Raw genomic sequence first — 13,047 nt, 5'->3', positions numbered from 1 at the left:
GGTCCCACGTCGCCCCGCCGTCGTTCACTGGGGGATCGTTCGGCCATGCTCAGGTATCTGCCGTTTCTGCTGGTCCTGGCGTTGTGGATCTACGCGTTCATCGACTGCCTGAACACCCCGGAGGAAGAGGTCCGGGGCCTGCCGAAGGTCGTGTGGGTAATCATCATCCTGCTCTTCGGCGAGGTACTGGTCGGTCCGGTCGCCTGGCTGGTGGCCGGCAAGGTCCGCCACTCGGCCGGGGGCGGCGCCACGCCCTCCGAGTGGCACCGCAACCACCGCACCCAGCAGCTCGCGCCCGACGACAACCCCGAGTTCCTGAACTCGCTCAAGGCGGAGAACAGGAAGAAGGACGAGGCGCTCCTGAAGGACTGGGAGGCCGATCTGCGGCGCCGCGAGGAGGAGCTGAAGCGGCGCGAGCGCGAGGACGAGGCCTGAGCCCGATATGCCCTTCAGCGAGGCCGTGGACCGATCCGCGGAGGCCGTGGACCGATCCTCGAGGCCGTGGGCCGATCCGCGAGGCCGTGGACCGATCCGCGGAGGCCGTGGACCGATCCGCCGATGGCTCAGCCCAGTAGTCCCAGCCGGGTGATCTCCCGTCCCGCGGAGCGGTCCATCACCATCCGCAGGCCGGCCTCGCGGGTCCTGTCGTAGGCGGCCACGTCTATGACGCCCAGCTGGAACCAGACCGCTTTGGCGCCGAGCGTCACCGCCTGGTCGGCGATGTCGCCGGCCAGGGCGGAGTTGACGAACACGTTCACCACGTCCACCGGGAAGGGGATCTCCGCGAGCGAGGCGTAGCCCTGCTCGCCGTGCACCGTCTCGGCCTTGGGGTGCACGGGCACCACCTTCTTGCCGATGCGCTGCAGCTTCTCGGCCACACGGTAGGCGGCCCTTTCGGGGTTGCTGGACAGTCCGACCACGGCCCAGATGTCCCCGGCGCCGGTGAGGATGTCGTCGATTGTCGCGTCGTCGCCATAGGTCATCGCCACAGGATGGCATACAGAATCCAATATGGCGACGGCGCTGTCAGATGGCCCTGGACAGCATCAAGGACGACTCCCTGGCCGGAGCCCTCGCCTGGCTGGTGCGCGAGGCTGAGGCGCCGGAGAAGACAGCTCAGGCGTTCATCCTGGCCCGGAAGCCGGAGGCAGGCTGACTACCGCCGTACGGCCGACACGAACGCCGCCCAGGCCGCGCGGTCGATGACCAGTACCGGGCCGTGCGGGTTCTTGCTGTCACGGACGGGGACGACGGCGGGGAAACCGGGGGCCACTTCGATGCAGTCGCCGCCGTTGTCGCCGCTGTAGCTGCTCTTGATCCAGGTCGCCGCGCTCAGCTCGTGCCTGTCCATGATGCCCGTACCCCTCCATCACGTCGCTGATCAGAGCGGCGGATTCGCGGGCTGACGGAGCGTCCGCCCTGAGCACATCATAGGTCTGGCTGTGGCGCCCGTAGACGGCCGGATCGTCGTTGAAATAGCCCCGGTCCAGGGACTCCGAGTAGACCCACTCATGCCCGTCGGGCAGCCTGATCAACGACATGGAGGCGTTCGGACGGACGACTTCGGGGAGGTCGGCCGGGGCGACCTGGATGTGGATGTTCGCGTGCCGGCCGACCCGCAGCAGGTGCGCACACTGCTCACGCATGATGGCCGGGTTCCCCACCACGTTGCGCAGACAGCTCTCGTCCAGCACGACGGCGTAGAACGGGCCGTCGGCGTCAAGGAAGCGCTGTTGCCGACTCAGTCGGGCCCGGACCCGCTCCTCCACCTCTTCGGAGTTCGTGAGACGACGGCTGAACAGCGCCCGCACGTAGTCCTCGGTCTGCAACAGCCCTGGGACAACGCGCTCTTGATACGCCCGCAGAGCCACCGCCACCGCATCCATCTCGGCCCGCCGCCGGAACCAGTCCGGATGCTCCACCTGCGGATACCAGTCGATCCGGCTCCACAGCCGCAGCAACACCCCACCGGTATCGAGTAGTTCGTCGCAGGTCTTCGCGAAGGTGTCCTGGGGGACCCGCGCGCCCGCCTCCACGCGGGCCACCTGAGAGCGGTCGCAGGGGATCCGGCGAGCGAGGTCCTCCTGCGTCAGGCCCTCCGCCTCGCGGTAGTGCTTCAGCACCTCCCCGAACACGGCCGCAGTCGTGACGGCCGCTCCCCCGTCGGCATTACGTCGGCTCACCGCACCCCCTCCGTGACAGTGGGCCACTGTCACGCGTCCGCCATTGATACCGACCGTTCCCCTGAGCCACGCTCGATACACCCAGAGTGATGGCGAACGTACGGAGTGAGCATGGCGGAGCAGTGGGAGAAGGGGACGTTGGTCTACGACCCGCGGACGGACAAGGTCGGCGAGTTCCGGGACGCGGCAGGCCCGTACGCGATGCTGCGCCCCGTCGGCGGCGGCCGGGAGTGGCAGGCCGACCCGGCGCTGATCCGCCCGGCCACAGCGGAGGAACGGCTCAGCGCGGGAGTGCGGGCCGCCAACAGCCGTTCCGGGCAGGCAGTTGGCGTGACCCCGCCCCAGGGCGACGACGTGAGCCGCCCGCCCGAGCCCCTCGCCGGTTGCGCGACGTGCGAGGACCTCGCCGTACGGCGTGACGAAGCCCGCGCCCGGTGCGACGGAACCGAGGAGACCGACGCCAACGTGCTGCTGCGCCGGCATCTGCGGACAGGCCACAACATGCCGGGCAGCAGCCGCCGTCGGCTCTTCCGCTACGTGCCCTACTCGATCGTTCAGGACACGACGGCGGAACCCGAGTACGAGGCACGGTGCGTCTCGGGCGACGAGGCCGACTGCGATGCCGCGTCCGGCCCCTGCCACGGCCCGGCGGAGGTCGAGGAGTGGCAGCGCAGACACACCCAGGAAACCCGGCACACCCGCTACCGCCGCAACTTCGCGGACTACGCGGTCATGGAGCCGGCGGACGGCTGTTGAGCGCCCGGATCCCGCGCAGGACGAGCCCACCGCCTGATGGGCGCCCGCACCAGCACGGGCAAGCTGCTGCTGCGGGTGGGCGACCTGACGTCGTAGCCGGGGACGTGACGTCGTGGCCCGACACCGCACGTCTGAGCGCGAGACCTGACGTCGCGGCCGGACACCGCACGTCGCAGCCCGGTACCTCACATCGCAGCCGGATGGCGTGGCGGGGATGCATGGCGGAGCCGTAAGCAGCCCCCTGCTTCATCCCTTCGGCGGGCCGCCGTAGACCAACGGCGGACGGCGCGACCCACGGCCGGTTCCCAGACTGGGGCGACAACGGCATGGGAGGGCACGATGCGGGACATCAGTCGGGCACGCTTTCTGGGCATGGCCGCGGGGGCCGGGAGCGCGTTGCTGCTGCCCGGGGCACCGGCCGCGGCGACAACAGGGGCCGGGCGCCCCGGACTTGCGCACCGGGGAGTCGTCTACGAGGTCGCGGCGGGCGACACACCCGCCACCGCCTGGAGCGCCGCCCGGATGCGCGCGGACCTGCGGGCGATCCGGCACGACCTGCACGCCGAGTCCGTCAAGGTCACCGGGGACGGGGTCGAGCGGCTCACCTCCACCGCGGCCGAGGCGGCCGAGCGCGGACTGCACGTCTGGCTGGAACCGACGCTGGGTGACGTACCGCAGCGCGAGATCCTCGACCATCTCGCGGAGTGCGGCCGGTTCGCCGAGCGGCTGCGGCGGCAGGGCGCCGGGGTCCACCTCAGCGTGGGCTGCGAGTTCGTGCTCTTCGTGCCCGGGATCGTGCCCGGCGCCACCGCGGAGGAACGCATCGCGAACCTGCTCTCCGGCAACTTCGACCCCGTACAGATGATGCGCCGGCTGCGCCGCTTCACCGCCCGGGCGGCGGCCGTCGGCCGGTCCGTCTTCCACGGGCGGCTGACGTACGCGGCCGCGCAGGACGAGGAGGTCGACTGGAACCTCTTCGACATCGTCGGCCTCGACTACTACTCGTTCTACCGGCGCCGGTCCGGCCACGTCCGCGAGCTGCGCAAGTACACCCGCTTCGGGAAGCCGCTCGCCATCATGGAGTTCGGCTGCTGCACCTTCGAAGGCGCCCCGGAACAGGGCGGCATGGGCTGGGACGTCGTCGACTACACGAAGGAACCGCCGGAGATCAAGGGCGACCTGGTGCGCAGCGAACGGACGCAGGCCGCCTATCTGACGGACGTGCTGTCGGTGTTCGAGTCGATGGGCCTGTACGCGGCGCTGGCGTACACCTTCGTCAACGCCGAAGCCCCGCACCGGCGCGAACGCCGCCTCGACCTCGACATGGCGAGCTACAGCATCGTGAAAACGATCAGGGACCGTCCCGACGACCCGTCCTCCGGCCGGCACTGGGAGCCCAAGGAGTCCTTCCACGCGCTGGCCCGGCAGTACGCGCGGGCGCGGCGCTGCTGAAGCGCGTCCCTGCGGGCGCGGGCCGGCGGGAGGGTATTTTCCGCACGTTGCCCCGGTGGTCCGGCCACAGGAGAGTGGAGTCATGGAGCGCATCGATCAGGCACAGGCACGCGCGTGGCTCGCCACGGCCGTCGCCGAGGCCCGGGCCGGGCTCGCCGAGGGCGGCATCCCCATCGGGGCCGCCCTGTACGGCGCGGACGGCACCCTTCTCGGCAGCGGCCGCAACCGGCGCGTGCAGGACGACGACGCGTCGGTGCACGCGGAGACGGCGGCGTTCCGTGCCGCCGGACGCCGGCGAAGCTACCGCGGTACGACGATGGTGACCACGCTGTCGCCGTGCTGGTACTGCAGCGGCCTGGTCCGCCAGTTCGGGATCTCCCGGGTCGTCGTCGGCGAGGCCGCGACCTTCCACGGCGGCCACGACTGGCTCGCCGAGCACGGCGTGGAGATCGTCCTCCTCGACGACTCCGAGTGCGTCGCGATGATGCGCGACTTCATCAAGGACCAGCCGGCACTGTGGAATGAGGACATCGGTGAGTGACCCCCAGCCGGACGCCCGGACGGGCGCCCCGACCGGCCCCCGTATCCCCACGATCGATCTGCGCCCGTGGCTCGCCGGGGACCCCGGCGCCCGCGCCCGGACCGCTCGTACCGTCGACGACGCGCTGCGCACCGCCGGTTTCCTCCTGGTCACCGGGCACGGCGTGGACCCCGCCCTGCGCACCGGCATCCGAACGGCCGCCCGCGCTTTCTTCGCCCTGCCCGCCGCGGCCAAACAGCCGTACACCGCGAAGGTCGGCGGCCGCGGCTGGCTCGGTCCGGGTGCCGAGGCCAACGGCTACTCGGAGGGCACCGAGACCCCGCCGGACCTCAAGGAGTCGCTGACCTTCGCGACGCACGAGCCGTTCGAGGACCCGGAGGTCAATGCCGAGTGGTACGCGCCCAACGTCTGGCCGGCCGAGGCACCCGGACTGCGGGCGCTCTGCGAGGAGTACCTCGCGCGGATGGCGGAGCTGGAGAACCATCTCCTCGCTCTCCTCGGCGAAGCCCTGGGACTGGCCCCGGACTTCTTCACCAGGCACATGGACCATCCGACGTACGGCTTCAACATCAACTGGTATCCGGGCACGGAGGTCGTCGGCGAGCCGCAGCCTGGGCAGTTCCGCATCGGCCCGCACACCGACTTCGGCACGGTCACGATCCTCGACCGGCAGGCCGGCAAGGGCGGTCTGCAGGTCTACACGGACGAGGACGGCTGGCAGGACGCGCCCTTCGACCCGGCGGCCTTCACCATCAACATCGGTGATCTGATGGCCCGTTGGACGGGTGACCGGTGGCGCTCGGGCCGGCACCGCGTGCTGCCCCCGCCCGCCGACGCCCCGGCCGAGGAGCTGATCTCCCTGGTCTACTTCGGCGAGTGCACCCCGGGCACGCTGGTGGAGTCCGTACCCGCCCCCGTGGGCCGTGTCGCCTACCCGCCCGTGGACTCTCATGAGTACCTGCGCGAGAAGCTGGACTCGATCACAGTCGGCTGACAGGCGAACGCGTTTCGTAACCCAACGGACATCGCGCGCCCTAGTCCGAACCAACTCCCCCTTTTTACACTGTGGTTGATACACCTCACCTCAACCATGACAGAGACAGCAGCGGGATCGACGGCAGCGGGTGGGGCTTGGACCGCAACAGGGGGAGATGCGGTGCACAGAGGGCTGCACGGGCGGGGGGCGCTCTTCGACACGGATCCGCCCGGGCTCGCCCCACGGCTCATCGGCCTGCGCCCGTACCAGCACCGCTCGGCACCACTGGAGCATGCCAAGGAGCTCCCGTTCGTGGTGTTCGCGGGCGCCCGGGGGCTCGGCAAGAGCACGGTGCTCGGTGAGCTCCGGGAGGCCTACAAGGGCCATACGCCGGTCGCGCTGATCGACGGCGAGGACGCGCAGTTCGGCGCCCCGCCGACGGAGCGGCCGCCCGAGGCGTGGTCGCCGCCGGCGCACGCCCTCACCACCATCGCCGAGCAGCTCGCGGAGCCGGTGACGGGCGCGGGACGCATCAGCTTCCCGCGGCTCGCGTCCGGTCTGCTCGCGGTGGCGGCGGGCGGCTGGAGCGACCGCGATCTGCCGCGCATCCGCCAGGAGGCCGAGCGGATCCTGCTGCTGAACGACTCCGGCTCCTGGCTGTCCGGGTTCGCCGGTCGCTGGGTGGGCAAGGTCGTCGCCAAGATGATCGCCTCGATGTCGGGCACCGGGCCGGTGGTCGAGCCGATCATCGAGGCCACCCTGGAGGCGTTCTCCGAAGGGATGTCGCCCACCCACCTGCGGCTGCGCAAGGGCGCGACCTGGTACCGCGACTACCCGAACGCGGGCGGCAACCCCAAGCTCGGACTCATCCTGCTCTCCGGGCACTTCCGGGCGGGCGGCGACTCCCGCTCCCACGCGGAACGCCATCTCGTACGGGCCCTGCTGGCCGATCTCGACGACGCGTACGCGAGCCCGTTGCAGCGTTCGAAGCGGATCGGCCGGCCCGTCGTCCTGATCGACAACGTGCAGGCGCCGGCCGGCCGGGGCCTCATGGAGGCGGTGCTGCGCGACCGCGCCGAGGGCATCGCCGACCACACCGCCTTCTTCACGGCCCTGCGCGGCACGGCGCACCCCGCGCTGCGCAACGCCGTGCGCCGTACGCTCCCGGAGGCCGCCCGGCACAGCGGCTGGACGCCGGGCACCTCGCCGTCCTCGCGGGCGCTGCTCGTCTCGCTCCCGCCGCTGACGGCCGACGACACCCTGCACATCGTGGGCGGCGCCTGCCGGGAGCTGCCGGCGCCACCGCAACTCCCGTACGCCACCCACCGGTTGACCGGCGGCAGCCCGCTCGGCGTCGCCCTGCTCGCGGCCTCCGCCCGGCAGAACCTGCCCGCCGCCGCCTCGCTGGGCGCGCTGCTCACCGCCGACCTCGCCCTGCACGACGACCACGACGGGCGCCCCGCCTACCGGGAACTCCTCGCCCGGCTGGTGCCGGGCGGCCGGCTCGACGAACTCACCGTGCTCGCGGCGGCCCACGACCGCGACTCGGCCCGGGTCCTCGCCGAGGAGCGGCTGCCGGACGACTTCGGCGCCTCCGGTGTCCTCGACCTGGAGGAGCGGCTCGCCCGGGAGGGCCGGCCGGCGAACGCCGGGCAGTTCGTCGGCGACCCGTTCCTGCGCGCGCTGCTGCTGCTGCGGCTGCACCACCTCGATCCGGACCACGAGCAGTGGCGGGCCGCCCACCGCGCGCTCATCGGCCACTACACCGACGTGCCCGGCGGCGTGGAAGAACCCGGCCGCGCCCGCTACCGGCTGCACCACGAACTCGCCCTGGGCGAAGCCGAATCCGCGATCGCGTATCTGAGGGACGCCTTCCACCGACTCGACCCGCACGACTGGCTCGCCGCGCTGGTCTTCATCGCCTCCGCGCCGTACTACCACCCGCACGACCCCGACGGCCGTGACTTCGACGGCCACGACCACCGGGTCCCGGTCGCCCTCGGTCACACCGACGCCGCGGTGCGGTCGCCGGACGGGGTCGACGCCGCGTTGCACCTGCGGATCCGCCGACTGCTGCACGCCGTCTGGCAGTTGACCGACCCGCTGGTGCTGCCGGATCCGAAGGTGAGCGAGCGGCTGCGGTTCGAGCTGGAGCAGCTGTCCAACACACGGCCCGCGGGCACCGCCCTGCTGTGGCGGGCCTCGCGGGACTGGCCGGCGGACGCCCTGGCCGGCCGGCCCCTCCGCATCCCGGGCGGGTCCGACGAGGAAGGCGAGGGGGACGCGTGATGGCGCACGTCTGGGTGTGGCTGCGCGAGGACATCTGGGAGATACGTTTCCGGAGGTACGTCGCCCTGTCGCTGGCGGCCGTCCTGGTGACCTTCGGGGTCTGGGGCGGCCGGACGCTCGCCCACGACGACCGCAGCTGCGCGCCCGGGGTCGTCCAGCCCGAGGGCAGCACCGAATGCGTGGGCGTCTCCAGCACCACGTACGCCTTCGGCCGTCCCCAACTCGCGGACACCGTACGGGCGATCAACCGCGAGAACCACCGGCTGGCACCCGGCGGCCAGGTGACCGTCGCCCTGCTGGAACCCTTCACCGCGACCGACGCCGACAACCTCCGCGATGTGCAGCACGAGCTCCAGGGCGCCTATCTGGCCCAGTACCAGGCCAACCACGACTCCAACGAGCAGACCCCGAAGATCCGGCTGGTGCTCGCCAACCCCGGTGCCAGTGGCGCGCACTGGGAGCACACGGTGGACCAGCTGGAGCGGATGACGAAGGGGCCCGAGCGGCTGCGCGCGGTGACCGGCGTGGGGCTGAGCACCGACAACAACAAGAAGGCCGTCGCGGAGCTGACCCGGCGGGGCATCCCGGTGATCGGCACCTCCATCACCGCGGACGATCTCGCCAACGGGCGCCAGGGCAAGGACCCCTACCCCGGGCTCGCCCGCGTCTCCCCCACCAACACCGACGAGGCCCGCGCCCTCGCCTCCTTCGCCAAGGTCTCGGCCGGCAAGGCGTTCCTGGTCTACGACAAGCCGGGCGACCCCTATACGCGCACCCTCCAGAGCTCCTTCGGAAAGCTGCTCAAGGGCTCGCCGTACGAGCCGCAGCCGTACACCCCGCCCGACGACCGCAGCAAGGAGGGCACCACCGCCAACACCTTCGAGCAGATCACCCACGTCCTGTGCGACACGGCACGCGGTACGGACACCGTCCTGTTCGCCGGCCGCCACACCCAACTGCGCCAGTTCATCAACGCGTTGGGCGACCGCGGCTGCCAGGACCGGCGCTTCACCCTGCTCACCGGCGACGAGGGCTCGTACCTCACCGGGGACAAGGACCTGGACCGCAGCGCCCTGAAGCACAACCTGTCCGTGCGCTACACGGCTCTCGCGCACCCGGACGCCTGGGTGCAGGACACCGCGAAGACCGGCGGGAGCGCCGCGGACGCGGAGCAGCTCGACGGCATGCTGCGCCGCAGCAAGCGCGAGCCCGTCGGACCCATCGGTCCGGTCGCCCTCGACGACGGCCAGTTGATCATCGCCTACGACGCCCTGCGGCTCGCCGTGCACGGCATCCGCGCGGCCACGCCGGACGGGAAGCGGATCCCGGCCCTGGCGGACGTGGGGCTCCAGTGGCCGCAGGTGAAGGGCAAGCAGCTGCGGGTGAACGGGGCGAGCGGCTGGATCTGCCTGGACGTCCACGGCAATCCGTACGACAAGGCCGTACCGATCGTGGAACTGACCCCGGAAGGCAGCTCCCGCTTCGTGAAGATCGCCTGGCCGGAGGGCAGGCCACCGGAGACGGAGTGCTTGCCGCCCAGTACGGGTTGAGGCGGCACGGCGGGCCCGACGGCCTTCGGCCGGGACCGGGTGAGCCGGGGCTCGAAGACCTCGGCGGCGGTGAGCCACTCCGCCAGGCCCTCGGGACTGGCCACCGCGCGCCAGGCCCCGGCCACGGGCTGGGGCAGGCGCAGCAGGAAGTGCCGGACGGCCCCGGCCCCGTCCCCGCGGGTCTCGGTGGGGCCCTCCTCGATGGATCCGCTCATGACCCCAGCCTCACCCGGAGCCGAGGGTTCCGCACGCCGCGAGGAGCCGGCGTTCCCGGCCGTCCCGGGGCGGGATCAGACGCCGGCGTAGGAGTGCTTGCCGGTCACGAAGATGTTGACCCCGTAGTAGTTGAACAGCCAGCAGGCGAAGGCGATCAGCGCGATGTACGCGGCCTTGCGGCCCTTCCAGCCGGCCGTCGCACGGGCGTGCAGATAGCAGGCGTACGCGACCCAGGTGATGAACGCCCAGGTCTCCTTGGGGTCCCAGCCCCAGTAGCGGCCCCAGGCGTCGCCCGCCCAGATCGCGCCCGCGATGATCGTGAAGGTCCACAGCGGGAAGGCGGCCGCGTTCACCCGGTAGGAGAACTTGTCGAGCGAGGCCGAGGCCGGGAGCCGCTCCATGACGGAGGTCGCGAACCGGCCGGGCTGCCCGCCGTTCGCGAGCTTGTTCTCGTAGTTGTCCTTGAAGAGGTACATCAGGGTGCCGACCGCGCCGACGTAGAAGACGGCGCCACAGAAGATCGCGGTCGAGACGTGGATGTACAGCCAGTACGAGTGCAGAGCGGGAACCAGCTGGTCGCTCGCGGTGTACAAGACAGTGACGGCGAGACCGAGATCCAGGAGGACCGTGGTGACCAGGGGGAGGCCCAGCCAGCGGATGTTCTTCTTCAGCGCGAGCAGCGAAAGGTACACAGCGACGGCGACGGTGGAGAAGGTGATGTTGAACTCGTACATGTTGCCCCACGGCGCCCGCTCCACCGACAGAGCACGGGCGACCACACCGCCCGCCTCGACGGCGAACGCGAGCACGGTGAGGGACACGGCGATACGGCCGTAGAGGTCCCCCTGCTCGTCACCGCCGTGCGCGCCGGGACCGTCCGGGACGTCACGGGCGCCGGCCGCTGAGCGGACGACGACCTTGGGCCGCTCCAGGACAGCGGTGCCACCGGCGGACTGGACGGTGACCGCGGGCGCCTTCGCGCCGGGCTTCTGCGTGAGCGCGGCGGCCGTGCGGCCGACCTTGCTGCGGCTGCCGAACAGCCATTCGGCGATGTACGCGAAGAAGGCCAGGGTATAGACGGCCATCGACGAGTAGATCAGCGTATTGCTGATGCTGGCGAGGTGTTCGTTGGTTGCGGCGGCGAGAGTCACTGCTTCTCAGCCCCTTCGGCGGCAGGTACGGCGTGAGGTTCGGAGGTGTCCGGATCGGGCCCGGGGGTGACCGTATCGGGCTCGGGCGCGCTGGGCGCCCGGTCGTGCAGGAGCCCGGCGAGATCGCCGAGTTCCTCGGGAAGCTTCGCGGACTCGCTGCGGCCGAGCCCGGCCATCTCGACGACGGTGACGCCGTCCGCCCCGGTGGTGGCGCGCACCCAGACGCGGCGGCGCTGGATGAACAGGGAGCCGGCGAGCCCGAAGATCGCGGCGAACGCGCCGGCCAGCGCCCAGCTGCTGCCGGGCTGCTGGGTGACCTGGAAGCCGGCCCACTCCTTGATGTCCTTCTCGAAGGTGATCGAGCCGGCGCCGTTCGGCAGCTTCATGGTCTCGCCCGGCCGCAGCCGGCTCTTGAGGATGTCGCCCTTGGCGTCCTTGAACTGCTTCATCTCGGAGGTGTCCAGTTGGTACACGTTCTGCGGGAGACCGGAGTCGACCCCCAGGCTGCCGTGGTACCCGGACAGGGCGAGCACGGGATAGTCCAGCGCGGGGAACTGGGAGAACATCGTCCCCTTGCCGGCGCCCGCGAAGGTCGGCACGAAGAACGCGGCGAAGCCGAGCTGCTCGCTCCTGCCCTGCGCGTTCCTGTAGCCGTCCATGACCTTGATCGCGCCCTGCGAGGTGACGTTGGAGTCGATCGGCAGCATCGGCACGGCCTGGCTGTAGACGACGTTCCCCTTGCCGTCCCGGACGGTGACGACGGGCGCGTAGCCGTGGCTGACGAGGTAGACCTTCGAGTCGCCGATCACCAGCGGCTCGTTGACCTGGACGGAGGTCTTCTTCGCCTTGCCGTAGGCGCCCTCGCGGTAACTGATGTCCGCCCGGTACGTGCGCGGGGTGCCCTTGTTGGGCCCGGTCCGCTCGTACGTGCCGGTGAACTTGTCGAGGTCGAAGCTGAACGGCGTCAGGTCGTCGTTGCTGAACAGGCTGCCGGACTTGAAGTCGTCGTACTGCGTGAGGGTGTTGGAGAAGCCGTCGCCCTCGATGATCAGTTTGTCGCCCTCGGACTTGAAGAGCTGGCCCCAGGCGAAGGCGACCAGCATCACGATCAGGGCGATGTGGAAGATCAGGTTGCCGGTCTCGCGCAGATAGCCCTTCTCCGCGGCGATGGCGTCCCCTGCGGCGTGCGCGCGGAAGCGGCGCTGCTTCAGCAGCCGGAGCGCGTCCGCACGGACCTGCTCGGGCGCGGCCTCGGTGCGCCAGGTCGTGTACGCGGGCAGCCGGGTCAGCCGCTTCGGCGCACCCGGCGGGCGGCTGCGCAGCTGCCCCACGAACTGCCAGGTCCGCGGCACGATGCAGCCGATGAGCGAGACGAACAGCAGGATGTAGATCGCGGAGAACCACACCGAGCTGTACACGTGGAACAGGCCGAGCTTCTCGTAGAGCGGCCCGAGCGTGGTGTGCGTCTTCAGGAACTCCGCGACCTTCGTCGCGTCGGTCCCGGACTGCGGGATCAGCGATCCGGGAATCGCCCCCAGCGACAGCAGGAAGAGCAGGATCAGCGCGACCCGCATGGAGGTCAGCTGCCGCCAGAACCACCGGGTCCAGCCGATGACCTCGCGGCCGGTCCAGGCGAGCCACCCGGCGACGCCGGGAGCCCGCGTCCCGCCGAACGAGCCGGGCATCGCCGTCTCCGTCGGGGCGGTGGACAACTGCGAGCCGGCCGCGCCGAGTTCCCGCGCGTCCCGCGCGGCCTCCGTGCGCTCGTCTCCCGCGGTGCCCTCGGCGCCGGCCGTCCCGGCCGTGCCGGTCGTCCCGGTCGTCCCGGTCGTGCCGGTCGTCCCGGTCGTGCCGGTCGTCCCGTTGGTGTCGGTCGGCTCGCCGGTGTCAGTCGTACGCATGGAACCGGTCCCGGTCTCGGTCTCGCTCATGG

At 71.1% G+C, this 13,047-nt stretch carries 13 protein-coding genes; 8 read left to right on the top strand and 5 right to left on the bottom strand.

What is annotated here, in order from left to right; all coding sequences use genetic code 11:
- Positions 1-45 precede the first annotated feature (45 nt).
- Positions 46-435, top strand: a complete 390-nt coding sequence (locus ACFVYF_RS31400; protein ID WP_389460823.1) for a PLD nuclease N-terminal domain-containing protein — start codon at positions 46-48, stop codon at positions 433-435.
- A gap of 128 nt (positions 436-563) precedes the next feature.
- Here the strand turns inward: ACFVYF_RS31400 and ACFVYF_RS31395 are convergent, their stop codons facing one another.
- Positions 564-983 (bottom strand): CoA-binding protein, encoded by a 420-nt coding sequence (locus ACFVYF_RS31395; RefSeq protein WP_389460821.1) that lies wholly within the window; start codon positions 981-983, stop codon positions 564-566.
- A 47-nt stretch (positions 984-1,030) separates the two neighbouring features.
- On the opposite strand from ACFVYF_RS31395, the gene ACFVYF_RS31390 reads away from it, so the two are divergent.
- The gene (locus ACFVYF_RS31390; RefSeq protein WP_389460819.1) at positions 1,031-1,156 is read left to right on the top strand and encodes a hypothetical protein; all 126 of its coding nucleotides are present in this window, start codon (positions 1,031-1,033) and stop codon (positions 1,154-1,156) included.
- Here ACFVYF_RS31390 and ACFVYF_RS31385 read toward each other — a convergent pair whose 3' ends face one another.
- Together ACFVYF_RS31385 and ACFVYF_RS31380 are read right to left on the bottom strand one after the other, a co-directional pair.
- Positions 1,157-1,273: a DUF397 domain-containing protein gene (locus ACFVYF_RS31385; protein ID WP_389460818.1), complete on the bottom strand. Its 117-nt coding sequence runs from the start codon at positions 1,271-1,273 to the stop codon at positions 1,157-1,159.
- Positions 1,236-2,135: a Scr1 family TA system antitoxin-like transcriptional regulator gene (locus ACFVYF_RS31380; protein ID WP_389460816.1), complete on the bottom strand. Its 900-nt coding sequence runs from the start codon at positions 2,133-2,135 to the stop codon at positions 1,236-1,238. The genes ACFVYF_RS31385 and ACFVYF_RS31380 overlap by 38 nt, the downstream gene beginning before the upstream one ends.
- A 159-nt stretch (positions 2,136-2,294) precedes the next feature.
- On the opposite strand from ACFVYF_RS31380, the gene ACFVYF_RS31375 reads away from it, so the two are divergent.
- The 6 genes from ACFVYF_RS31375 to ACFVYF_RS31350 all read left to right on the top strand — a co-directional run bounded on the left by ACFVYF_RS31375 (position 2,295) and on the right by ACFVYF_RS31350 (position 9,747).
- Positions 2,295-2,939, top strand: coding sequence for a hypothetical protein (locus tag ACFVYF_RS31375; RefSeq protein ID WP_389460814.1), 645 nt, complete (start codon positions 2,295-2,297; stop codon positions 2,937-2,939).
- Positions 2,940-3,278: 339 nt separating this feature from the next.
- Entirely contained in the window at positions 3,279-4,391 is a 1,113-nt protein-coding gene (locus tag ACFVYF_RS31370) for an abortive phage infection protein (protein ID WP_389460812.1), read from the top strand.
- Positions 4,392-4,473: 82 nt separating this feature from the next.
- Positions 4,474-4,932, top strand: a complete 459-nt coding sequence (locus ACFVYF_RS31365; protein ID WP_389460810.1) for a nucleoside deaminase — start codon at positions 4,474-4,476, stop codon at positions 4,930-4,932.
- Positions 4,913-5,926: an isopenicillin N synthase family dioxygenase gene (locus tag ACFVYF_RS31360; RefSeq protein WP_389460808.1), complete on the top strand. Its 1,014-nt coding sequence runs from the start codon at positions 4,913-4,915 to the stop codon at positions 5,924-5,926. Before ACFVYF_RS31365 ends, ACFVYF_RS31360 begins: the two co-directional genes overlap by 20 nt.
- Positions 5,927-6,088: 162 nt before the next feature.
- The gene (locus ACFVYF_RS31355; RefSeq protein ID WP_389460806.1) at positions 6,089-8,197 is read left to right on the top strand and encodes a hypothetical protein; all 2,109 of its coding nucleotides are present in this window, start codon (positions 6,089-6,091) and stop codon (positions 8,195-8,197) included.
- On the top strand, positions 8,197-9,747 hold the full coding sequence (locus ACFVYF_RS31350) for a hypothetical protein (RefSeq protein WP_389460804.1): 1,551 nt from the start codon (positions 8,197-8,199) through the stop codon (positions 9,745-9,747). Before ACFVYF_RS31355 ends, ACFVYF_RS31350 begins: the two co-directional genes overlap by 1 nt.
- 290 nt (positions 9,748-10,037) lie before the next feature.
- On the opposite strand, the gene ccsB is transcribed toward ACFVYF_RS31350, so the two are convergent.
- Both ccsB and ACFVYF_RS31340 read right to left on the bottom strand, forming a co-directional pair.
- On the bottom strand, positions 10,038-11,114 hold the full coding sequence (gene ccsB / locus ACFVYF_RS31345) for a c-type cytochrome biogenesis protein CcsB (RefSeq protein WP_389460803.1): 1,077 nt from the start codon (positions 11,112-11,114) through the stop codon (positions 10,038-10,040).
- Complete coding sequence (locus ACFVYF_RS31340) at positions 11,111-13,045, bottom strand: cytochrome c biogenesis protein ResB (RefSeq protein WP_389460801.1); 1,935 nt, start codon at positions 13,043-13,045, stop codon at positions 11,111-11,113. Before ACFVYF_RS31340 ends, ccsB begins: the two co-directional genes overlap by 4 nt.
- Between the last annotated feature and the right edge of the window lie 2 nt (positions 13,046-13,047).

The sequence above is a fragment of the Streptomyces sp. NPDC058274 genome (genome assembly GCF_042881375.1).
GTDB lineage: Bacteria > Actinomycetota > Actinomycetes > Streptomycetales > Streptomycetaceae > Streptomyces.
Note: the sequence above shows the minus strand (reverse complement) of the source record. Positions and strands in the feature narration are given on the sequence as shown.

What these genes read in the sequence shown, in the direction of transcription:
- ACFVYF_RS31400 (WP_389460823.1), top strand. Translation starts at nt 46, where the DNA reads ATGCTCAGGTATCTGCCGTTTCTGCTGGTCCTGGCGTTGTGGATCTAC.
- ACFVYF_RS31395 (WP_389460821.1), bottom strand. Translation starts at nt 983, where the DNA reads ATGACCTATGGCGACGACGCGACAATCGACGACATCCTCACCGGCGCC.
- ACFVYF_RS31390 (WP_389460819.1), top strand. Translation starts at nt 1,031, where the DNA reads ATGGCCCTGGACAGCATCAAGGACGACTCCCTGGCCGGAGCCCTCGCC.
- ACFVYF_RS31375 (WP_389460814.1), top strand. Translation starts at nt 2,295, where the DNA reads ATGGCGGAGCAGTGGGAGAAGGGGACGTTGGTCTACGACCCGCGGACG.
- ACFVYF_RS31370 (WP_389460812.1), top strand. Translation starts at nt 3,279, where the DNA reads ATGCGGGACATCAGTCGGGCACGCTTTCTGGGCATGGCCGCGGGGGCC.
- ACFVYF_RS31365 (WP_389460810.1), top strand. Translation starts at nt 4,474, where the DNA reads ATGGAGCGCATCGATCAGGCACAGGCACGCGCGTGGCTCGCCACGGCC.
- ACFVYF_RS31360 (WP_389460808.1), top strand. Translation starts at nt 4,913, where the DNA reads ATGAGGACATCGGTGAGTGACCCCCAGCCGGACGCCCGGACGGGCGCC.
- ACFVYF_RS31350 (WP_389460804.1), top strand. Translation starts at nt 8,197, where the DNA reads ATGGCGCACGTCTGGGTGTGGCTGCGCGAGGACATCTGGGAGATACGT.
- ACFVYF_RS31340 (WP_389460801.1), bottom strand. Translation starts at nt 13,045, where the DNA reads ATGAGCGAGACCGAGACCGGGACCGGTTCCATGCGTACGACTGACACC.